Origin of the sequence: Luteimonas rhizosphaerae, from assembly GCF_002849595.1 — a bacterium.
Lineage (GTDB): Bacteria > Pseudomonadota > Gammaproteobacteria > Xanthomonadales > Xanthomonadaceae > Luteimonas > Luteimonas cellulosilyticus.
This window is the reverse complement of the sequence record NZ_NRQR01000018.1, coordinates 1-20,019: the sequence shown is the minus strand read 5'-3', so window position 1 is coordinate 20,019 and position 20,019 is coordinate 1. Positions and strand designations below refer to the sequence as shown.

The window sequence follows — 20,019 nt, the reverse complement described above, 5'->3', positions numbered from 1 at the left end:
GACTGCGCGCCCGGTGCGGTCAGGCCGGCGCTCCGCTCCCATTCCGGTTTCCGCCCATGACTGCAGCCCACGACACGCCCGACGCGCTCGGCGACCGCCTCGAACGCATCATCGCCACCCTCGACGGCAGCCGGCTCACGCTCGGCGAGATGGTCGCGCGCATCGGCAACGACGGCCTGCTGATGCTGTCGATGCTGCTGACGATCGTATTCCTGATCCCGGTGTCGATTCCCGGCGTCAGCACGGTGTTCGGCGCGGCACTGGTGCTGATCGGCCTGAGCCGCCTGACCGGGCGACCGCTGTGGCTGCCGGGCCGGTTGCGCGACCGGCATCTGCCGGCCGACAAGCTGCGCGCCGGACTCGGCCGCGGCCTGGGCTGGGTGCGCCGGCTCGAGCGCGTCAGCCGGCCCGGACGGCTGGCAGCGCTGTCCGAGGGCCGCGCCCAGGACCTGTTCAACAATCTCGCCTTCATCTTCGCCGCGCTGCTGCTGATGGCGCCGTTCGGCTTCGTGCCTTTCAGCAACACCTTCCCGGCAATCGCGTTGCTGTTCTATGCGATCGGCCTGATCCAGCGCGACGGCGGGGCGATCCTGCTCGGCCATGTCGCGACGATCGCGACGGTCGTGTACTTCGGCGTGCTGATCGGCGGCGGCGGGTATCTGGCCGCGGGGCTGTGGCAGCGGGTCAGCGGCTGACGCCGGCGCGGGTCGCGTGCTGACAGGACGCTTCCCCCCGACGCGCCTGCCGCGACGCGCGGTGCGCCTGGCCCCTGCCTGCTGCGGTCGCTTGTCGCGCGCGAGCGCGCTCCTGCAGACGCGATCCTAAAGCGGCTTCGGGCTCAACCGCCGTCGGCGTCCTCGGGCGGCAGGGTCATCGTGTCCGGATCGACCGACAGCTTGCCGGCGATCAGCACGGCCTGGGTGCGATTGGACGCGCCGAGCTTGCGCAGCACCGCGGTCATGTGCGCCTTGACGGTCGCTTCGGAGACGCCCAGCTCGTAGGCGATCTGCTTGTTGAGCATGCCGTCGCCGAGCATCTGCAGCACGCGGAACTGCTGCGGCGTGAGGTCGCGCAGGCGCGAGGCGACGTCGTGTTCGTTCGACGAGACGCCCGGCGCCGACGCGGCGGCTTCGGGAATCCAGCGGTCGCCGTCGAGCACCTGTGCGACCGCGCGGGCCAGGGTTTCGGCATCGGCGGACTTCGGCACGAAACCGGCGGCGCCGTGATCGAGCGCCCGCCGCATCACCGCGGGTTCCTCGCGCGCGGACACCATCAACACCGGCAGCTGCGGGTACTGCGCACGCAGGTGCACCAGCGCGCTGAAGCCGTGCACACCGGGCATGTTGAGGTCGAGGGTCAGCAGATCGGCATCGGGCTCGGCTTCGACCATCGCGTACAGCGCATCGATGTTGTGGGCCTCGCGCAGCCGTGCGTTCGGCACCGCGCGCGCGATGGCGCCCCGCAGCGCTTCACGGAACAGCGGGTGGTCGTCGGCGATCAGCAGGGTGGTCATTGGCGCGTGGGCTGTCCTTGGAGAGGGAAGGCGTGGAGCGTCGGTGCGGCGCGGCCCGGCTCGCCTGTCGCCGCCCTGGCCGACGGGCGGAGCAGCGCGCGCGGTGCGGGCGGCACGGCGGAGCCTCGCGCCGCACGGACCTCCACCAACAGCGCGCGCGCCACGATCAGGCCTTCGGGATGTAGCGGTCCTTGACCAGCGCGTCGACCACGCCCGGGTCGGCCAGCGTGCTGGTGTCGCCGAGCTGGTCGGGCGCGTTCTCGGCGATCTTGCGCAGGATGCGGCGCATGATCTTGCCCGAGCGCGTCTTCGGCAGGCCGGGTGCCCACTGGATGTGGTCGGGCGACGCGGTCGGACCGATCTCGGTGCGCACGTGCTTCACGAGCTCCTTGCGCAGCTCTTCGCTGTACTCGACGCCATCCTTGAGGGTGACGTAGGCATAGATCCCCTGGCCCTTGATGTCGTGCGGGAAGCCGACCACCGCGGCCTCGGCGACCTTGGGATGCAGCACCAGCGCGCTTTCCAGTTCCGCGGTGCCGATGCGGTGGCCGCTGACGTTGATGACGTCGTCGACGCGCCCGGTGATCCAGTAGTACCCGTCCTCGTCGCGGCGACAGCCGTCGCCGGTGAAGTAGCTGCCCGGATACGCCTTGAAGTAGGTGTCGATGAAGCGCTGGTGGGCGCCGTAGACGCTGCGCATCTGGCCGGGCCAGGAATCGGTAATGACCAGATTGCCCTCGGCCGCGCCCTCGAGCACGGTGCCGTTGGCATCGACCAGGGCCGGCTGCACGCCGAAGAACGGCTTGGTCGCCGAGCCCGGCTTGGCGTCGATCGCGCCGGGCAGCGGCGAGATCAGGATGCCGCCGGTCTCGGTCTGCCACCAGGTGTCGACGATCGGGCAACGCGAATCGCCGACCACTTCGTAATACCAGCGCCAGGCTTCGGGGTTGATCGGCTCGCCGACGCTGCCGAGCAGCCGCAGCGAGCGGCGCGATGTCGACTTGACCAGTGCCTCGCCCTCGCGCATCAGCGCGCGGATCGCGGTGGGCGCGGTGTAGAAGATCGTGACCTGGTGCTTGTCGATGACCTGCCAGAAGCGCGAGGCGTCGGGGTAGTTCGGCACGCCTTCGAAGATCAGCGAGGTCGCGGCGTTCGCCAGCGGACCGTAGACGATGTAGCTGTGGCCGGTCACCCAGCCGACATCGGCCGTGCACCAGTACACGTCGCTGTCGCGCAGGTCGAAAATCGCTTCGTGCGTATAGCTGGCGAACAGCAGATAGCCGCCGGTCGTGTGCAGCACGCCCTTGGGTTTGCCGGTCGAACCGGAGGTGTAGAGGATGAACAGCGGATCTTCCGCGTTCATGCGCTCGGGTTCGCAGGTCGCGGGCTGGTCGTCGACGACGGCGTCGTACCAGCGGTCGCGCGGCATCTGCATGTCGACCGCGCCACCGGTGTGGCGCACGACCAGCACGGTCTCGACGGTGTTGGTGCCCGGCAGCTTCAGGGCTGCGTCGACGTTCGCCTTGAGCGGCACCTTCTTGCCGCCGCGCAGGCCTTCGTCGGCGGTGATGATCAGCTTGCTGCCGCAGTCGGCGACGCGGTCGGCGATCGAGTTCGGCGAGAACCCGCCGAAGACCACGCAATGCACTGCGCCGATGCGCGCGCAGGCCAGCATCGCCACGGCCGCTTCGACGATCATCGGCAGATAGATGGTGACCCGGTCGCCCTTGCCCACGCCGAGGTTGCGCAGCGCGTTGGCGAGCTTGCAGACGCGCGCATGCAGGTCGTTGTAGGTGACGTGCAGCGATGCGGTGTCGGGGCCGTCGGCTTCCCAGATCAGCGCGGTCTTGTCGCCCTTCGTCGCCAGGTGGCGGTCGATGCAGTTGACGCTGACGTTGAGCTCGCCGTCGGCGAACCAGCGGATGCGGAAATCCTGCGGGTCGTAGTTGACGTCGCGGATCTGGGTGGGTGCGACGTACCAGTCCAGACGCGTCGCGGCCTTGGCCCAGAAGGCGTCGGGATCGCGCACCGAGGCGGCGTAATCGCGCGCGTAATCGTCGGCGGAAATGGTGTCGGGACCGGCGAAACCGGCGGGAACGGGATACAGGGGGGTGGGCGTGCTCATGACGTCGGGGGACCTCCGGAAAAGCGTGCCGCACCAGTGTGACGCATTCGTCCGGACGGCAGGCTAGACCTTCGTCTAAGCGTCGCCGTGTCTACGACTATCGACCAATGGCGAATGGGCGTGGGTGTCCCATGGGTGCAGTCTGGGCGAACGGGTCCCGATGTCCGGACCCGCGCCGTTCGATTGTGCTCCGCTTATTTCATCCCTCGGGAGGGGACCCATGACGCAACCATCCGCCGTGAAGGCACGTCCACGCCTGCTCGCCGTCGCCGTGCTCGCCGCACTCGCGCTGCCGGGTACCGCATTCGCGCAGACCGCCAAGGAACGGGAACTCGAAGCGCGCGTCGCGCAGCTCGAGCAGATGGTCCAGCAGTTGGTCTCGCAACAGCAGCAGACCGAAACCGCCGTGACCGAAGTGCGCACCGCGCAGGCCGCGCAGCCGGCCGCACCGGCGGTGGCCGCGGGCACCGGCGCCGCCGCGCCGATCCAGGCGACGACAATCACCCCGGGCGCCAACCCCGGCACCAAGTTCACCGTCGGCGGCATGATCCGCACCGACGGCCTGGTCACCAAGACCACCGACGGCGACATCGGCAAGGGCACCGCGGGCCGCGATTTCTACGTGCCCGGCGCGATCCCGGTCGGCGGCGACGGTCCGGAGACCTATTCGGACGCGCACCTGAAGTTCTCGCGCCTGTGGTTCGACGCCAGCACGGTGCTTGATTCCGGCGACAAGCTCGGCGCACGCGTCGAACTCGACTTCTTCGGCGGCGCGCTCGGCAACTCGGCGGCGACCAACACCTACGGCGCGACGCTGCGCCACGCCTACCTGACCTACAACAACTGGCTGGTCGGCCAGACCTGGTCGAACTTCATGGACACCAACGCGTTGCTGGACGCGGTCGACTTCGTCGGCCCGACCGATGCGGTGGTCTTCGTGCGCCAGCCGCAGCTGCGCTACACCAACGGCCCGTGGGCGATCTCGGTCGAAAGCCCGGAGACCACGGTGCAGCCCTTCGGCGGCGCGGGTGGCCCTGCGCCAGCGCGCGTCATCGCCGGCGACAACAGCGCGATCCCGGACGTCATCGCCCGCTATACCCACAAAGGCGACTGGGGCCATGTCAGCTTCGCCGGCATGGCGCGCCAGCTGAAGTACGAACCCGCGCCGGGCCTCGACAGCACCGACACCGGCTACGGCGCGACCGTCAGCGGCCTGGTCAAGCTGGGCGAGAGCACCGACATCCGCTACCAGGTCAGCGGCGGCGACGGCATCGGCCGCTACATCGGCCTGGCCACGATCCAGCAGGACGCGATGGTCGATGCGTCCGGCAACCTCGACGCGCTCGGCGGCTGGGCCGGCTATTTCGGCCTGCGCCAGGTGTTCAGCCCGAAGGTCCGCGGCAACCTGTTCTACGCGCGTTCGCAGTGGGACAACGACACCGCATGGACCGGCCTCGGCGTGACCCAGAAGGTGCATTCGCTGCACGCCAACATGATCTGGTCGCCGGTGCCCAAGCTCGACTTCGGCGTCGAGGCGATCTGGGGCGAGCGCACGCTCGAATCCGGCGCCGACGGCGAGCTGATGCGCCTGCACACGATGGCCCGCTACTCGTTCTGATCCCGACCGCGGGAGCCGGCGCAGGCCGGTTCCCGTCGGACGTCACACCGGGCAGGACGCCAGCGCAGTGCATCCAACAGAGACAGACACGGATCCGCAGCAGCGACACCACGACCGCCATCAGGCCAACGCCACACAGACCTTCCGAGGAGGGACGCATGTTAGACAAGACCGCAAGCAACTACTGGAAGGCCAACCTCAAGATCATCTTCATCTGCATGGGGATCTGGGCGCTGGTGTCCTACGGATTCGGCATCCTTCTGCGCCCGCTGCTCAGCGGCATCCGCATCGGCGGCACGGATCTCGGCTTCTGGTTCGCGCAGCAGGGTTCGATCCTGTCCTTCATCGCGATCATCGTTTTCTACACCTGGTACATGAACCGGCTCGATCGCGAGTACGACGTGGACGAGAAATAAGGGGCCGGCCATGGATCAATTCACGCTCAATCTCATCTTCGTCGGCGGCTCGTTCCTGGTCTATATCGCCATCGCGATCTGGGCACGCGCCGCGTCCACTTCCGAGTTCTACGCAGCCGGCCGCAGCGTCCACCCGGTCACCAACGGCATGGCGATCGCCGCGGACTGGATGTCGGCCGCCTCGTTCATTTCGATGGCGGGCCTGATCGCCTTCGTCGGCTACGGCAACTCCGCCTACCTGATGGGCTGGACCGGTGGCTACGTGCTGCTGGCGATGCTGCTCGCACCGTACCTGCGCAAGTTCGGCCGCTTCACCGTGCCCGACTTCATCGGCGATCGTTACTACAGCCGCACGGCCCGCCTGGTGGCGGTGGCGTCGCTGCTGATGATCTCGATCACCTACGTGATCGGCCAGATGACCGGCGCCGGCGTGGCGTTCTCGCGCTTCCTCGAGGTCGACACCAATACCGGCCTGCTGATCGCGTCGGGCGTGGTGTTCGTGTACGCGGTGCTGGGCGGCATGAAGGGCATCACCTACACCCAGGTGGCGCAGTACATCGTGCTGATCATCGCCTACACCATCCCGGCAGTGTTCATCTCGATGCAGCTGACGGGTAATCCGATCGCGCCGCTGGGGCTGTTCTCCACCCACACCGAATCGGGCATGCCGCTGCTGGCCAGGCTCGACCAGATCCTGGTGGACCTGGGCTTCAACGACTACACCGGGCTGCACGATTCCACCCTCAACATGACGCTGTTCACGCTGTCGCTGATGGTCGGCACCGCGGGCCTGCCGCACGTGATCATCCGCTTCTTCACCGTGCCCAAGGTGTCCGATGCCCGCAAGTCCGCGGGCTGGGCGCTGGTGTTCATCGCCCTGCTTTACACCGTGGCCCCGGCCGTGGGCGCGATGGCGCGTCTGAACATCATGACGACGATCTACCCCGAAGGCACCCAGGCACCGTCGCTCACCTATGAGGCGCGCCCGGACTGGATGCACAACTGGGAGAAGACCGGCCTGCTGGCGTTCGAGGACAAGAACGGCGACGGCATGATCCAGTCCTACAACGAAGCCAGCCCCGAGTTTGCAGCGGTGGCGGCCGAACGTGGCTGGCAGGGCAACGAGATGATCACCTTCAACCAGGACATCCTGGTGCTGGCGAATCCGGAGATCGCAGGTCTGCCCGGCTGGGTGATCGCCCTGATCGCGGCCGGTGGCCTGGCAGCGGCGCTGTCGACGGCGGCAGGCCTGCTGCTGGCGATCTCGTCGGCGGTGAGTCATGACCTGATCAAGCGCACGTTCAAGCCGGACATCACCGACAAGGGCGAGCTTCTGGCGGCACGCGTGTCGATGGCGGCGGCCATCGTCGTGGCCACCTGGCTCGGCATGAATCCACCCGGATTCGCGGCCCAGACCGTGGCGTTCGCGTTCGGCCTCGCGGCGAGCTCGCTGTTCCCGGCGATCATGATGGGCATCTTCTCCAAGAAGATGAACTCCACCGGCGCGGTCGTGGGCATGCTGGTCGGCCTGATCTCCACCAGCGTGTACCTGTTCACCTACAAGGGCTGGTTCTTCATCCCGGGGACGAACATGCTGGCCGACGCGCCCGAGAACTGGCTGTTCGGTATCTCGCCGCTGGGCTTCGGCGCGATCGGCGCACTGCTGAACTTCCTCGCCGCCTACATCACGATGAAGATGACCGCACCGGTGCCGGCGCACATCGAGCACATGGTCGAGGACATCCGCGTTCCGCGCGGCGCAGGCGCGGCGATCGATCACTGACCGCAATGCGATCCTGATGTGACGCGGCCCGCCCCTCCCGGGGCGGGCCGTTTCGTTTCCGGGCCTGCGCCGATGCATGCCCAGCCCGGGACTGTTCGATAATCGAGGGCGCCTTCGCCCGTTGCCGGAACCGTCTTCCATGCTGCTCGAATTCATTGCCATCATCTCCGGGGGCCTCGGGCTCGCCGGCCTCGCCATGATGCTCAACTTCCTCGTCGGCAAACGCCTGCCGGGCTGGACGGTGCCCGCCGCTGCCGGCGCGGGCATGCTGGCGATGGCGATCTGGCTCGAGTACTCGTGGCTCGAACGCACGACCTCGGCGTATCCCGACGGGATCGTGATCGCGTCGACCAACCAGACCCGCTCCTGGTACCGCCCCTGGACCTATGTCGTCCCGCTGACCAATCGCCTGATCGCGATCGACCAGCGCTTCGACAAGCGCAATCCCGCCCATCCGGACATGGTGCTCACCAACGTGCTGCTGGCCGGTCGCTGGGAACCCACGCGGCAGTTCGGCGCGATGTTCGACTGCGCCGGGCACCGCCGCGCCGACCTGCTCGACCAGGTGGTGTTCGAGGACGATGGCGCGCTTGCGAACGCCAAGTGGAATCAGCTCGAGGCCGACGACCCGGTGCTGCGCGCGGCCTGCAGCAACTGATCCGGCGCGCACCGCAACCGGCGGTGCGTCACGCGGATCGCAGGCGGTGCGACTCGGAGGAGCACAACGCAGGCGCCGACGGCTGGATGTCGGGACGGCAGCGCACGTCATGCCCTGTCCGTCGACGGGGCATCGCAGCGCCTGTGCGCTCAGCGCTGCGGCGGCGCCGACAGCTCGCGTGCGTCGAGAAAGCCGTCGCGGTTCGTGTCCTGGCGGTTGAACGTCGCGGCGAGCTTGGCCAGGTGTTCGGCGACCGTGATCGGCTTGCCCTTGCCGCCCGGCAATTCGTCGGGCGTTAGCACGCCGTCGCCATTGCCGTCCATGCGGTCGAAGGCGTAGCGCATCCACGCCTGGTATTCGGCCAGCGCGACGCGACCGTCGCCGTCGCTGTCCATGTGCGCGAGATATTCGCTGGTGCGCGTGACCTGCGCGGACGCGCCGAAGCCGACGCCATAGATCAGCAGCGCAGACACACAGCGGCCGATCCGTCGCCGGATCGGCCGCCGAGGCGTGGTGCGCATCGGCGCGCGCCGGTTCAGGCGCGTACGCTCTGCAGCGAATAGCCCTTCAGGCGCGCCGAATACTCCTGCAACGCGCGATTGCCGCTGGCCTCGGCCTCGCGGCACCAGGCCTGCAGCGCCTGCAGCGCTTCGCTGGCGTTCTGCGAACGCGCCTCGAGCAGTGCGGCCAGACGTGCGCGGTGCTCGACCAGGGTGCGGATCCGCGGCCGCTGCTCGACCCACTGCTGCAACTGCTGGCGCGCGTCGGGCTGCAACCAGCGGCCGTCGTCGACCAGGCCCTTGCGCAGCTTGCGCGGCAGCAGCTGACGCAGCCGCGCGCCCGCGGCCTGCGCTTCTTCGCGCAATGCCGGCTTGAGCACGTTGCGCTGGTAGTCGGTCATCGCCTGGAAGCGATGCGCGAGCAGCGCCTTCATCGTGTCCGTGTCAGGCACATGGATGTTCGGCCGCACGTCGAGCGACGGCGCGACGCGCAGCACCTTGGCCAGTCCGACGGACTCGAGGCCCCGGATCACCATCCAACCGATGTCGAATTCCCACTTGCGCAGCGCGAACTTCGCCGAGCTGGGGAACGCATGGTGATTGTTGTGCAGTTCCTCGCCGCCGATCCACACGCCCCACGGCGTGAGGTTGGTCGCGGTGTCGGTGGTCTCGAAGTTGCGGTAGCCCCACCAGTGGCCGAGACCGTTGACAACGCCTGCCGCCCAGAACGGAATCCACGCCATCTGGATCGCCCACACGGCGATGCCCTTGAAGCCGAACAGCGCGAAGCTGATGAACAGCAGCAGGGTCGGGCCGAACGTCGCCCACGGCGTATAGAGCTTGCGTTCGATCCAGTCGTTGGGCGCGCCCTTGCCGTACTGCTCGATGTCCGCGCGCATGCCGCGTGCTTCGCGATACAGCTCGACGCCCTGCCAGAACACGGTCTTGATGCCCTTGAAGCGCGGGCTGTGCGGATCGTCCTCGGTCTCGCACTTGGCGTGGTGCTTGCGGTGGATCGCCACCCACTCGCGCGTGATCATCGACGTGGTGAGCCACGTCCAGAACCGGAAGAAGTGCGCGATCACCGGGTGGAAATCGACGCCGCGATGCGCCTGGCTGCGATGCAGATACAGGGTGACGGCGAAGATCGTCAGCTGGGTGGCGACCAGCAGATAGACGAGCATCGCGACCCAGCCGAACTGCAGCAGGCCGGAGGACAGGAAATCGAGCAGCGAAGCAGGCATGGCGGCATCAACGGTAGGCAGGACACGACCCATGATGGAGGCACTTCCGGACGTTTGCCATCCCTGCCCACGCGCGCACGTGGCCGCCCGGTTCAGTCCCCGCGGGGCCGCAGCATTGCATCGGCGGCCGGCCGCGATCGGGCCTGAACCCCGCTGCGGACGCGACCCGACCGTTCGTCGGCGCGCCCGCTGAATGCGTCGCCGGCGCCGCGTCCGTCCCGCGCGGGCCGCGTTGGTTTCGGCGTCGCGGACCCCGATCATGGAGACCCACGCCGCCCTGCCCCCACCCGATGCCCGAACTGCCCGAAGTCGAAACCACCCGCGCTGGCCTGATGCCGCACGTCCTCGGGCGCACGGTCACGGGCGTCGTGCTGCGCCGCCCCGACCTGCGCTGGCCGATTCCGCCGGAGATCGCGACGCAGCTGCCGGGCCAGCGGATCGACGCCATCCGCCGCCGCGCGAAATACCTGTTGCTCGACACCGGGGCCGGCAGCGCGCTGCTGCACCTGGGCATGTCGGGCAGCCTGCGCGTACTGCCGCCGCAGACCGCGGTCGGCCCGCACGACCACGTCGATCTCGCCCTCGATTCCGGCCAGGTGCTGCGCTTCAACGACCCGCGCCGCTTCGGCTGCCTGCTGTGGCAAACATCCGGCGAGACCCACGCCCTGCTGCGCGCGCTCGGCCCGGAGCCGCTCGACGATACCTTCGATGGCGACCATCTGTTCTTCGCCAGCCGCGGACGCCGCGCGCCGGTCAAGACCTTCCTGATGGACCAGCGCATCGTCGTCGGCGTCGGCAACATCTACGCCGCCGAAGCGCTGCACGCCGCCGGCATCTCGCCGCTGCGCGATGCGGGCAAGGTGTCGCGCGCGCGGTATGCGCGCCTCGCCGACGAGGTGAAGCGGATCCTCGCCTATGCGATCGGTCGTGGCGGCACCACGCTGCGCGACTTCATCAGCCCCGATGGCGCGCCCGGCTACTTCGAGCAGGAGCTCGCGGCCTACGGACGTGGGGGCCAACCGTGCCCGCGCTGCGGCGGTGCGTTGAAGCAGGCGTCGATCGGCCAGCGCACGACGGTCTGGTGCCCGCGCTGCCAGCGTTGAGGTCGGCCGCGACCATGCTGCAGCGCCCGCCGCGCCGCGCAGGCGATCGCGCTATAGTCGCGGCGCAGGGGCGGGGAGCGGGAATGAGCGACGGCGCCGAGATCACCCAATGGCTGGATGCCGCGCGCGGCGGTGATCGCGAAGCGCTCGATCGCGTGCTCGCGACGCTCTACCAGGAACTGCACCAGATGGCGCGCCGGCAGCTCGCCGGCCAGCACGGGCAGACGCTCGATGCGACGGCGCTGGTCCACGAAGCCTATCTGAAGCTCATCGGCCGCCACGAGGCGCGCTTCGACGACCGCGCGCATTTCTTCGCCTACGCGGCATCCGCGATGCGCAGCGTCGTCGTCGACTACGCGCGCCAGCGGCTCGCGCAGAAACGCGGCGGCAACCTGCACCGCGTGAGCGAACTGCCGGACAACATCGAAAGCGGCCTGCGGCTCGACGACGACACGCTGGCGCTCGATGCGGCGCTGACCCGGCTGGCGGATGTCGATGCGCGCCTCGCCCATATCGTCGAGCTGCGCTATTTCGCCGGCCTGTCGGAAGTCGAGATCGCCGCACTCCTCGAACGGTCGGAACGCAGCATCCGCCGCGACTGGCAGAAGGCGCGGATGTACCTGCTGGCCTCGCTCAAGAGCGACTGACCGCACGCGCGATGGACGCCGAGCGCTGGCAGCGGCTGTCCCCCGCGCTCGATGCGCTGCTGGAACTCGAGCCGGCCCCGCGCGACGCGCTGCTGGCATCGATCCGCGCCGACGATGCGGCGCTCGCCGACGAACTGGCGCGGCTGCTGGCGCTCGAAGCGGACCGCGACGATTTCCTCGCCGAGTCCATCGTCGCCGCACTGGCCGGCGTGCTGCCTGGGCACCACGTCGGCCCCTACGAACTCGAACGCCTGCTCGGCGAAGGCGGCATGGGCCAGGTCTGGCTCGCGCGCCGCGCCGACGGACTCTACGAGCGTCGCGTCGCGCTGAAGCTGCTGCGCCCGGGCCTCGCCGATCCCAACCTGCGGCTGCGCTTCACCCGCGAGCGCCAGATCCTCGCGCGGCTCGAACATCCGCACATCGCGCGCCTGCTCGACGCCGGCATCAGCATCGACCAGCAGCCGTATCTCGCGCTGGACTACATCGACGGCGAGCCGATCACCGACTGGTGCGCGGCGCGCCAGCCATCGGTCCATGCGCGTATCACGCTGTTCCTGCAGGTCTGCGCCGCGGTCAGCCATGCGCATACGAACCTGATCGTGCACCGCGACCTCAAGCCGTCCAACATCCTCGTCACCGCGCTCGACGACGTGCGCCTGCTCGATTTCGGCATCGCCAAGCTGCTCGACACGCCCGAACAGTCGCTCGAGCAGACGCGCACCGGCGTGCGCGCGTTCACCCTGCACTACGCCGCGCCCGAGCAGATCCGCGGCGAGCCGGTCACGACGATGACCGACGTGTATTCGCTCGGCATGGTGCTCTACGAACTGCTGGCCGGCTGCAAGCCCTACCAGCTGAAGCGGCCGAGCGATGCGCAGTGGGAAGAGGCGATCCTCGATGCCGATCCCGTACGCCCCTCGCAGGCCCTGCAGCGCGGCGAGTCGCCATCGGGCAGCGTCCGCCGCCGCGAGGTACGGGCGATCGCCGGCGATCTCGACAACATCGTGCTGCGCACGCTGGCCAAGCGTCCGGAACAGCGCTATCCCTCGGTCGAGGCGCTCGCGCTCGACCTGCGCCGGTGGCTGGACGGCAAGCCGGTGCAGGCGCGCGCCCAGGGCGTGGCCTACCGCGCGCGCAAGTTCCTGCGCCGGCATCGCTGGGCCGTCGCCAGCGGCACGCTGGTCGTGCTGATGGTCGCGGCGTCGATGGTCGCCGTGACGTGGCAGGCGCGCCAGGCGATCCGCGAATCGGCGCGCGCCCAAGCGATGCAGGATTTCGTCATCGGCCTGTTCGAACATGCCGGCGCCGCGCACGGCGGCGCGTCGCTCGACGTGCGCCAGCTGCTGAGCGCCGGCGTGCAGCGCGGCGATTCCGAACTGGCGCGGCAACCGGCGGCGCGCGCGGAACTCTACGGCGTGATCGCACGGCTGCGGCTCGGGCTGGGCGATTACGACCAGTCGCTGGCACTGCTGCAACGGCAGGATTCGATCCTGCGCTCGCTCGACGCGCCACCGCCCGGCCTGCAGCTGCAGGCGGCGACTGATTTCGGCCGCACGCTGCGCATGATGGGCCGCCACGACGACTGTCTCGACCGGATGCAGCGCGAGCGCACGCTGGCGCTGCAGCGCGAACAGGTGCTGCCGCGGCAGGCGTCCGAGTTCTACACGCAGCTGGGCCGCTGCCACCGCGACGGCGGCGACCTGCAGACGGCGCAGGTGCTGTTCCAGCGCGCGCTGACGCTGCGCCGCGACCTGCAGGACGATGCCGGCACCGTCGAGACCCTGGCCGATCTCGCCTCGCTGCGCAGCGCGGCCGGTGACAACGCCGAAGCACTCGCCGAGATTCGCGCCGCGGGCGCCACACTGGACGCGACGCTTGGCCCACGCCACCCGCTGGCGATCGACCTGCTGCGCACGCAGTGCGCGCTGGAGCGCGCGCAGAGCGACATGCGCGCCGCCGAGCGCACCTGCGGCGATGCCGTCGCGCTCGCGTTCGAGCTGCATGGCCCGCGCCACCCGGGCACGCTCGATGCGCGGCGGCAGCTGGCGGCGATCCACGTCGACCAGGGCCGGTTTGCCGAGGCCGACACCGAGTTCCGCGAGGCGCTCGGCTGGGCGGTGACGCGACTCGGCACCGAGCATGCGGATGTCGCGCGCATCCACAACAGCCTGGGCATCATCGCGTGGGAGCGCGGCGACATCGACGGCGCGCTGCGCGACCTGGAGCGCGCGACGGCGATCTGGGCACGCACCGGCCCCGGCAGCCTGCATGCCGACGGGCTCTTCAACCAGGCGCTGGTGCTGCACGATGCCGGCCGCGCGGCGCGCGCACGTCCACTGCTGCAGCGCGCGCTCGCGCTGCGGCGCGACCGCTTCGGCGCCGACCACGGCCTGATCGGCGACACCTGGCGGTTGCTCGGTGAAGTGGACGCGGCGCTGGGGCAAGTCGATACGGCGCGTGGCGCGCTGGCGCGCGCGGTTGCACTGACGACTGCCGACTACGGTCCCGACCATTCGCACACCCTGCGCGCGCAGCTGTCGCTGGCGCGTTTCGATGCCGGGCGCGGCAACGCCGCTGCGCTGGCGCAGCTCGACCGCATGGGCACGGGTCCGGAGACCGACGCCGAGCTGCGCAAGCTCGCCTGGCTGGCGCGCGCCTATGCCGGCGAGGCGCGCTGCGACGGCGAGGCGCGGCGCCAGGCGCAGGCGAGCCTCGACGCGCTCGAAACGCAGATGCGCCAGGCGCAGCCGGAGGGCGGCGCGATCGTGCGCGAGGTCGACGCGATCCGGCGCGACTGCCGGACGATGCTGGCGCGCCGCTGAGCGAGGTCAGTCGAGCGGCAGGCTGGCCTGCTGGGGATCGAGTCGACCGTGGCCGCTGACGATGCGCTTGAACTCCGCGCGGCTGACCGAGACGTAGCGTTCGTTGCCGCCGATCTCGACCTGGGGACCGTCCTGCACCGCATCGCCCTGCGCGTCGACGCGCACCGTCATCGTCGCCTTCTTGCCGGTGTGGCAGATCGTCTTGCTCTCGGTGAGCTCGTCGGCCCACGCCAGCAGGTACTGGCTGCCCTCGAACAGCTCGCCGCGGAAATCGGTGCGCAGCCCGTAGCACAACACTGGCACGCGCAACGCGTCGACCACGTCGCCGAGCTGCCAGACCTGCGCGCGCGTCAGGAACTGCGCCTCGTCGACGAGCACGCAGTGCAACGGCCCGTCACCGGCGACGAGCGCATCGATGCGCGCATGCAGGTCGTCGGCCTGGTCGAACGCGATCGCGTCCGACGACAGCCCGATCCGCGACGCGACCCGCCCGGTGCCGGCGCGATGATCGAGCCGCGGCGTCAGGATCGCCACCCGCATCCCGCGCTCGCGGTAGTTGTGCGCGCTCTGCAGCAGCGTCGTGGTCTTTCCGGCATTCATCGCCGAGTAGTAGAAGTAGAGCTTGGCCATCGGGGAAGTCTAACGGCCGGCCGGCGGCGTCCTCGCGGTGCGTCCGTGTCCATCGTCCCGGACGCACCGGCATCGGGACGCGCGAGCCGCAGCGCCGGCGGCCTTCCATCGGCGGCCCCGCCCCTGCCATGGCGCGTCTCGCCTGCCCTGGCGTGATGGCGCGCCGCACGGGCCATCGGGCGCGCTTGACCGCCCCGGTAGACTGTCCGGCCAGTCGCAGGTCTTCCGATGCACGGTCTCAACCCCCAACAAGCCGCCGCGCTCGCGCATGTCGACGGCCCGATGCTGGTGCTCGCCGGTGCGGGCAGCGGCAAGACGCGGGTGATCGTCGAGAAGATCGCCCACCTGATCCAGACCGGCCGGTATCCGGCCAAGCGGATCGCGGCGATCACGTTCACCAACAAGTCGGCCAAGGAGATGCGCGAACGCGTCGCCAAGCGCATCCGCGGCGATGCGGCCGAGGGCCTGACGATCTGCACCTTCCATGCCCTGGGGCTGAAGATCCTGCAGATCGAGCACGAACGGCTGGGGCTGCGACGCGGCTTCTCGATCTTCGACGCCGACGATGCGACCGCGCAGATCAAGGACCTGCTGCCCGGCGCGAAGCCGGACGTGATCCAGCAGATGCAGGGGCTGGTGTCTCGGGCCAAGAACTCGGGACTGTCGCCGGAGGAGGCGCACGGGCTGGCGGTGACCGCGCGCGAGTTCGAAGCCGCGGCGCTGTATGCGAAGTACCAGGCGCGGCTGGCGGCGTTCAACGCGGTCGATTTCGACGACCTGATCCGGCTGCCGGTGCAGCTGCTCGAATCCGATCCGGACGCGGTGCTGGGCTGGCGCGAGCGCATCGGCTATCTGCTGGTCGACGAGTGCCAGGACACCAACGATGCGCAGTACCGGCTGCTCAAGGCGATCGCCGGGCCGGCTGGCAACTTCACCTGCGTGGGCGACGACGACCAGAGCATCTACGCCTGGCGCGGGGCGAATCCCGAGAACCTGAGCCAACTGGGCCAGGACTATCCGGCCCTGCGCATCGTCAAACTCGAACAGAACTACCGCTGCAGCAACCGCGTGCTGCGCGCGGCGAACGCGCTGATCGCCAACAATCCGCACGAGCATCCCAAGACGCTGTGGAGCGCGCAGGCCGATGGCGAACGCCTGCGCGTGTGGGAGTGCAAGGACAGCGCGCACGAGGCCGAACGCGTCGCCGGCGAGATCCATTTCCTGCAGTCCTCGCGCAAGGTCGAATGGAGCGAGTTCTGCATCCTGTTCCGCAGCAATCATCTGTCGCGACCGCTTGAGAAGGCGCTGCAGCTGCTGCGCGTGCCCTATCACCTCAGCGGCGGCACGGCGTTCCTGGAGCGCGGCGAGGTCAAGGACGCGCTGTCGTGGCTGCGGGTGATCGTCAATCCCGAGGACGATTCGGCGTTCCTGCGCGCGGTGCAATCGCCGAGCCGCGGCGTCGGCGCGACCACGCTCGCCAAGCTCGCCGAGCTGTCGCGCGCCGCCGGCATGCCGATGTCGCGTGCGATCGAGTCGATGGGCCTGCTGAAGCAGCTGCATCCGCGCGCGGCCAATGCACTCGGCGAGTTCGGCGACATCCTGCGCGACCTGCGCGGCGAATCGCGACAGCTCGCGCCGGGCGATCTGGTACGCCGGCTCAACGAGCGCTCCGGCCTGCTGGCCGCGGTGCGCGCGCAGTGCAAGACCGAGGACATGTTCCGGATCCGGCGCGGCAACCTCGACGAACTCGCTTCGTGGTTCGAGCACACCGGCCAGGGCCAGGCCCGAGGCGCGGGGCCGGGCGAGCTCGCCGCCCAACTGGCGCTGCTGACCCATGCCGACAAGGGCGACGCCGGCAACCAGGTGCGGCTGATGAGCATGCATGCGGCCAAGGGGCTGGAATTCCGCTACGTCTTCATCATCGGCATGGACGACGCGACGTTGCCGCACGAGGCCAGCATCGACGAGGGCCGCATCGACGAGGAGCGCCGGCTGCTGTACGTCGGCATCACCCGCGCGAAGGAGCAGCTGTGGCTGAGCTACGCGCGCGAGACCCAGCGCTGGGGCGAGCGCTTGCGGCTGAAGCCGAGCCGCTTCTTCGACGAACTGCCGCAGGCGGAGATCCAGCGCGACGGCGCCGACCCAGTCGCCGATGCGGCGCGCAAGCGCGAGCGCGCGGACCACGGCTTCGCGTCGATCCGGGCGCTGCTGGACAGCTGAGGGCGCCTCGATCGCGTCTGCGTTCACGCTTACAACTGCCTGCCGAACACGGGGTCCCCTGCAGGAGCGCATTGTGCGCGACAGGCTCGCTGGGACCGCCCTCGCGCGCCAGCGCGCTCCTGCAGGCACGACGAAGCATGTCGGGATGGCGGCGTGCGGACACGGAAGATGCGCCGGCACGGACACGTGCCGAGCGGCGACGTGCGGGTGCGCCGCGCGGATCGCGACCCGGGTTACGCCAGTCGCGCCGCGAGCGTCTCGACGGTTTCGCGCAGGGCGGCGAGTTCGGCCTCCAGCGCCTCGACCCGGGCCTCGAGCGCGGGATCCGCGGTCGCCGGACCGGACGACGCGCCCGCCTTCGCCGCGATCGCCGCAATGTCCACCGCCCCCGACAGCAGATGCGCATACCGGTCCTCGCGCTGGCCGGGGCCACGCGGGATCCGCACGACCAGCGCCTTGCCCGTTTCCAGCCGCGACAGGTGGTGGCGCACGTCGTCGCCGTCGGCGAACGCGTGCAGCCGCTCGCTGCGGGCCAGCAGCTCGTGCACCGTCTGCGCGCCGCGCAGCAGCAACAGGCCGAGCAGGGCGACCTGCGGCGACGGCAGGTCGAGCGCGGTCGCGGTGACGTGCTCGTAGCGCTCGGCGCGCGACGAGAACGACTGCCGCGCCAGGCGGTGGCCTTCGAGCTGGCGCAGCGCGTGGGCGACATCGCCTGGCGACAGCGCCATCACCGGCTCGCGCGCGGTCTTCTGGTTCGCCGCGGACTGCGCGGCGTTCACGGTCAGCGGATACACGTCGGGCGTCGTCGCCTGCTTCTCGATCAGGCAACCCAGCACGCGGGCTTCGGCGGCCGTCAGCACGGGCCAGTCGGGGGAATCGGTCATGCGCGGCTCGAACGGCGTGGGGGCCGACAGCATGGCCGCGCGGCGCCGCGCTGTCATGTCCGCAGCGGACGCCTTCGTTAGACTCCGGGGCCACTTCGAAGACGGACCCGCCATGCGCCTGACGCCGCCCGCTGTTTCCCTGCTCGCCGCCGCCCTGCTGCTCGCCGCGTGCAAACCCGCGCCGCCGACGGACGACGCGGTGGCGCCGGGCGCATCGGCGCCGGCTCCCGCGACCGCCGCTCCGGCGCCCGCGTCGGACGCCGGCAACGACAACCTCAATGCGGTGCTCTGGGTGCAGCGCTCGGAGGAATACCGCGCCAACAGCCTGTCGATCTTCCGCGCGGCCGCCGATCATCTCGACGCCGCGCTCGCCGAGCCGAACTGGGACGCCCTGGTGCCCGAGGAGCGCGAGCTCGCCGGCGACGCGCGTGCGCTGCCGCCCGCGGTGATCATGGACATCGACGAGACCGTGCTCGACAACTCGCCCTACCAGGCGCGCCTGGTCCGCAACGGGCTGGAGTACGACGAAGTGACGTGGGCCGCCTGGGTCGCCGAGAAGAAGGCCAAGCCCGTCCCCGGCGTGGTCGATTTCGCGCGGGCGGCCGAACAGAAGGGCGTGACGATCCTCTACCTGTCCAACCGCGCCCAGCACCTGCAGGAGGCGACGCTCGCCAACCTGCGCGCCGAAGGGCTGCCGGTGAAGGACGACAGCGTGTTCCTCGGCCTGGGCACCCATGTCGACGGATGCGAGCAGAACGGCTCGGAGAAGACCTGCCGCCGCCGCCTGGCGGGTCGCGACTACCGCGTGCTGATGCAGTTCGGCGACCAGCTGGGCGATTTCGTCGAGGTGATCGCGAACACGAGCGATGCCCGCACCGGCCTGCTCGAGGAGTACGGCGACTGGTTCGGCGAACGCTGGTGGATGCTGGCCAATCCGACCTACGGCGGGTGGGAACCGGCCCAGTTCAACAATGCCTGGGACCAGCCGCGCGACGCGCGCCGGACCCTCAAGCGCGAGGCCTTGCAACTGGCGGACTAGATCGATCAATCACTTATCGATACAAACTTAAAGTATTGAATCAGATCCTCGCCCGCGGTACCCTGCGGGCGCCACAACACAGTCCTCCGGCTCTGCCGGCTTGCAGGGAGACGAAAGTCTCCCTTTTTTTGTCCGCCGTCCGGAGATCCAGCGCCTGCGACGCCGGGGCGCCGGGGCGCCGGAGCTCGAAATGCTCCCCTGCCGACGCGGCCGCGCGCGCGAGACGGCCTGGTTCATGCCGCCGGACTTCCCGCTTTGGAACACGTCGGCGTCCGCTTCGTACTGGCGACCGGGGCGTCAGGCTGCCGACCGCGCCACCGTCGCGCGGCCGCGGATGCCGCCACCACCCGACCTGCGTCACACGCCAGCCGGGCGCCGATCGCGGAACGATCCTGCCTAGGGTCGACCCCAGGGTGCGGCGCCGACGACACGCGCCTACCCTCGGGATGTCCCCCACCGCCCCACACAGCTGGTCAGGCCGGCTCGTTCCCCCGGAGGCCTCCCGTGTCGTTGCCAGGAATTCTAGGCAGGCTGCCGCTGCCGCCGCTGCCCGGCCTGGGGGGGCCGGGGAACCCCTTGAGCGCCCTGCGGACCAGCTTCGGCGATCTCATGCAGAACGCGCCCTTCCGCATGTGGCCCCAGGTGCTCGCCAACCCCGGCCGGCCCGCGGACACGCCGGCCGCGCCGTCGACGCCGACCAGCGGTGCGCCCACGCCACAGGGCCAGGCGCCGACCGGAGCCGGGCAGCCCCGGCCGGCATCGCCATTGCCGGGCAACGGTCTGCCGCCGACGCTGGGGCCGCCGCCGCTGCCTGCGC

The 20,019-nt window shown here is 69.8% G+C and carries 16 protein-coding genes and 1 pseudogene; 11 read left to right on the top strand and 6 right to left on the bottom strand.

Going from position 1 to position 20,019, the window contains the following annotated elements:
- Positions 1-56: 56 nt before the first annotated feature.
- Positions 57-695 carry an exopolysaccharide biosynthesis protein gene (locus CJ022_RS08610; protein ID WP_101926252.1) on the top strand — a complete coding sequence of 213 codons (639 nt, stop codon included), beginning with the start codon at positions 57-59 and terminating at the stop codon, positions 693-695.
- A 143-nt stretch (positions 696-838) separates the two neighbouring features.
- Here the strand turns inward: CJ022_RS08610 and CJ022_RS08605 are convergent, their stop codons facing one another.
- Positions 839-1,513 (bottom strand): response regulator transcription factor, encoded by a 675-nt coding sequence (locus CJ022_RS08605; RefSeq protein WP_101926251.1) that lies wholly within the window; start codon positions 1,511-1,513, stop codon positions 839-841.
- 166 nt (positions 1,514-1,679) lie between these two features.
- Positions 1,680-3,638 (bottom strand): acetate--CoA ligase, encoded by a 1,959-nt coding sequence (acs, locus tag CJ022_RS08600; RefSeq protein ID WP_101926250.1) that lies wholly within the window; start codon positions 3,636-3,638, stop codon positions 1,680-1,682.
- 220 nt (positions 3,639-3,858) lie between these two features.
- Here acs and CJ022_RS08595 point away from each other — a divergent pair, with 220 nt between their 5' ends.
- From CJ022_RS08595 to CJ022_RS08580, 4 genes are all read left to right on the top strand, one after another.
- Positions 3,859-5,256, top strand: a complete 1,398-nt coding sequence (locus tag CJ022_RS08595) for a DcaP family trimeric outer membrane transporter (protein WP_101926249.1) — start codon at positions 3,859-3,861, stop codon at positions 5,254-5,256.
- Positions 5,257-5,414: 158 nt separating this feature from the next.
- Complete coding sequence (locus tag CJ022_RS08590) at positions 5,415-5,672, top strand: DUF4212 domain-containing protein (RefSeq protein ID WP_101926248.1); 258 nt, start codon at positions 5,415-5,417, stop codon at positions 5,670-5,672.
- A gap of 10 nt (positions 5,673-5,682) precedes the next feature.
- Positions 5,683-7,455 (top strand): sodium:solute symporter family protein, encoded by a 1,773-nt coding sequence (locus CJ022_RS08585; RefSeq protein ID WP_101926247.1) that lies wholly within the window; start codon positions 5,683-5,685, stop codon positions 7,453-7,455.
- A 139-nt stretch (positions 7,456-7,594) separates the two neighbouring features.
- Positions 7,595-8,113 (top strand): hypothetical protein, encoded by a 519-nt coding sequence (locus tag CJ022_RS08580; protein ID WP_101926246.1) that lies wholly within the window; start codon positions 7,595-7,597, stop codon positions 8,111-8,113.
- Positions 8,114-8,262: 149 nt separating this feature from the next.
- Here the strand turns inward: CJ022_RS08580 and CJ022_RS08575 are convergent, their stop codons facing one another.
- Together CJ022_RS08575 and CJ022_RS08570 are read right to left on the bottom strand one after the other, a co-directional pair.
- Positions 8,263-8,634 (bottom strand): EF-hand domain-containing protein, encoded by a 372-nt coding sequence (locus CJ022_RS08575; protein WP_101926245.1) that lies wholly within the window; start codon positions 8,632-8,634, stop codon positions 8,263-8,265.
- A 14-nt stretch (positions 8,635-8,648) separates the two neighbouring features.
- Positions 8,649-9,857, bottom strand: coding sequence for a DesA family fatty acid desaturase (locus CJ022_RS08570; protein ID WP_101926244.1), 1,209 nt, complete (start codon positions 9,855-9,857; stop codon positions 8,649-8,651).
- A 290-nt stretch (positions 9,858-10,147) separates the two neighbouring features.
- Between CJ022_RS08570 and mutM the strand changes: the two genes are divergently transcribed.
- The 3 genes from mutM to CJ022_RS08555 all read left to right on the top strand — a co-directional run bounded on the left by mutM (position 10,148) and on the right by CJ022_RS08555 (position 14,429).
- Positions 10,148-10,960 carry a bifunctional DNA-formamidopyrimidine glycosylase/DNA-(apurinic or apyrimidinic site) lyase gene (mutM, locus tag CJ022_RS08565; protein ID WP_101926243.1) on the top strand — a complete coding sequence of 271 codons (813 nt, stop codon included), beginning with the start codon at positions 10,148-10,150 and terminating at the stop codon, positions 10,958-10,960.
- A gap of 83 nt (positions 10,961-11,043) precedes the next feature.
- Positions 11,044-11,607 (top strand): ECF-type sigma factor, encoded by a 564-nt coding sequence (locus tag CJ022_RS08560; protein WP_101926242.1) that lies wholly within the window; start codon positions 11,044-11,046, stop codon positions 11,605-11,607.
- Positions 11,608-11,618: 11 nt separating this feature from the next.
- Positions 11,619-14,429 carry a serine/threonine-protein kinase gene (locus CJ022_RS08555; RefSeq protein WP_101926241.1) on the top strand — a complete coding sequence of 937 codons (2,811 nt, stop codon included), beginning with the start codon at positions 11,619-11,621 and terminating at the stop codon, positions 14,427-14,429.
- Between the two features lie 6 nt (positions 14,430-14,435).
- On the opposite strand, the gene CJ022_RS08550 is transcribed toward CJ022_RS08555, so the two are convergent.
- Positions 14,436-15,059 (bottom strand): thymidine kinase, encoded by a 624-nt coding sequence (locus CJ022_RS08550; RefSeq protein WP_101926240.1) that lies wholly within the window; start codon positions 15,057-15,059, stop codon positions 14,436-14,438.
- 228 nt (positions 15,060-15,287) lie between these two features.
- Between CJ022_RS08550 and CJ022_RS08545 the strand changes: the two genes are divergently transcribed.
- Positions 15,288-17,279: a UvrD-helicase domain-containing protein gene (locus CJ022_RS08545; RefSeq protein WP_101926239.1), complete on the top strand. Its 1,992-nt coding sequence runs from the start codon at positions 15,288-15,290 to the stop codon at positions 17,277-17,279.
- Between the two features lie 233 nt (positions 17,280-17,512).
- On the opposite strand, the gene CJ022_RS08540 is transcribed toward CJ022_RS08545, so the two are convergent.
- The gene (locus tag CJ022_RS08540; RefSeq protein ID WP_101926400.1) at positions 17,513-18,163 is read right to left on the bottom strand and encodes a YceH family protein; all 651 of its coding nucleotides are present in this window, start codon (positions 18,161-18,163) and stop codon (positions 17,513-17,515) included.
- Positions 18,164-18,275: 112 nt separating this feature from the next.
- Here CJ022_RS08540 and CJ022_RS08535 point away from each other — a divergent pair, with 112 nt between their 5' ends.
- Both CJ022_RS08535 and CJ022_RS08530 read left to right on the top strand, forming a co-directional pair.
- A complete protein-coding gene (locus CJ022_RS08535; protein WP_101926238.1) occupies positions 18,276-19,202 on the top strand; it encodes a 5'-nucleotidase, lipoprotein e(P4) family in 927 nt (308 codons plus the stop codon).
- A gap of 576 nt (positions 19,203-19,778) precedes the next feature.
- A pseudogene (locus tag CJ022_RS08530) lies at positions 19,779-20,019 on the top strand (hypothetical protein); the annotation flags it as partial.

Excerpts from the sequence above, each read along its gene's own strand:
- CJ022_RS08550 (WP_101926240.1), bottom strand. The coding sequence starts at position 15,059 with ATGGCCAAGCTCTACTTCTACTACTCGGCGATGAATGCCGGAAAGACC.
- CJ022_RS08560 (WP_101926242.1), top strand. The coding sequence starts at position 11,044 with ATGAGCGACGGCGCCGAGATCACCCAATGGCTGGATGCCGCGCGCGGC.
- CJ022_RS08610 (WP_101926252.1), top strand. The coding sequence starts at position 57 with ATGACTGCAGCCCACGACACGCCCGACGCGCTCGGCGACCGCCTCGAA.
- CJ022_RS08580 (WP_101926246.1), top strand. The coding sequence starts at position 7,595 with ATGCTGCTCGAATTCATTGCCATCATCTCCGGGGGCCTCGGGCTCGCC.
- CJ022_RS08585 (WP_101926247.1), top strand. The coding sequence starts at position 5,683 with ATGGATCAATTCACGCTCAATCTCATCTTCGTCGGCGGCTCGTTCCTG.
- mutM (WP_101926243.1), top strand. The coding sequence starts at position 10,148 with ATGCCCGAACTGCCCGAAGTCGAAACCACCCGCGCTGGCCTGATGCCG.
- acs (WP_101926250.1), bottom strand. The coding sequence starts at position 3,638 with ATGAGCACGCCCACCCCCCTGTATCCCGTTCCCGCCGGTTTCGCCGGT.
- CJ022_RS08540 (WP_101926400.1), bottom strand. The coding sequence starts at position 18,163 with ATGACCGATTCCCCCGACTGGCCCGTGCTGACGGCCGCCGAAGCCCGC.
- CJ022_RS08555 (WP_101926241.1), top strand. The coding sequence starts at position 11,619 with ATGGACGCCGAGCGCTGGCAGCGGCTGTCCCCCGCGCTCGATGCGCTG.
- CJ022_RS08590 (WP_101926248.1), top strand. The coding sequence starts at position 5,415 with ATGTTAGACAAGACCGCAAGCAACTACTGGAAGGCCAACCTCAAGATC.
- CJ022_RS08605 (WP_101926251.1), bottom strand. The coding sequence starts at position 1,513 with ATGACCACCCTGCTGATCGCCGACGACCACCCGCTGTTCCGTGAAGCG.
- CJ022_RS08545 (WP_101926239.1), top strand. The coding sequence starts at position 15,288 with ATGCACGGTCTCAACCCCCAACAAGCCGCCGCGCTCGCGCATGTCGAC.
- CJ022_RS08570 (WP_101926244.1), bottom strand. The coding sequence starts at position 9,857 with ATGCCTGCTTCGCTGCTCGATTTCCTGTCCTCCGGCCTGCTGCAGTTC.
- CJ022_RS08595 (WP_101926249.1), top strand. The coding sequence starts at position 3,859 with ATGACGCAACCATCCGCCGTGAAGGCACGTCCACGCCTGCTCGCCGTC.
- CJ022_RS08535 (WP_101926238.1), top strand. The coding sequence starts at position 18,276 with ATGCGCCTGACGCCGCCCGCTGTTTCCCTGCTCGCCGCCGCCCTGCTG.
- CJ022_RS08575 (WP_101926245.1), bottom strand. The coding sequence starts at position 8,634 with ATGCGCACCACGCCTCGGCGGCCGATCCGGCGACGGATCGGCCGCTGT.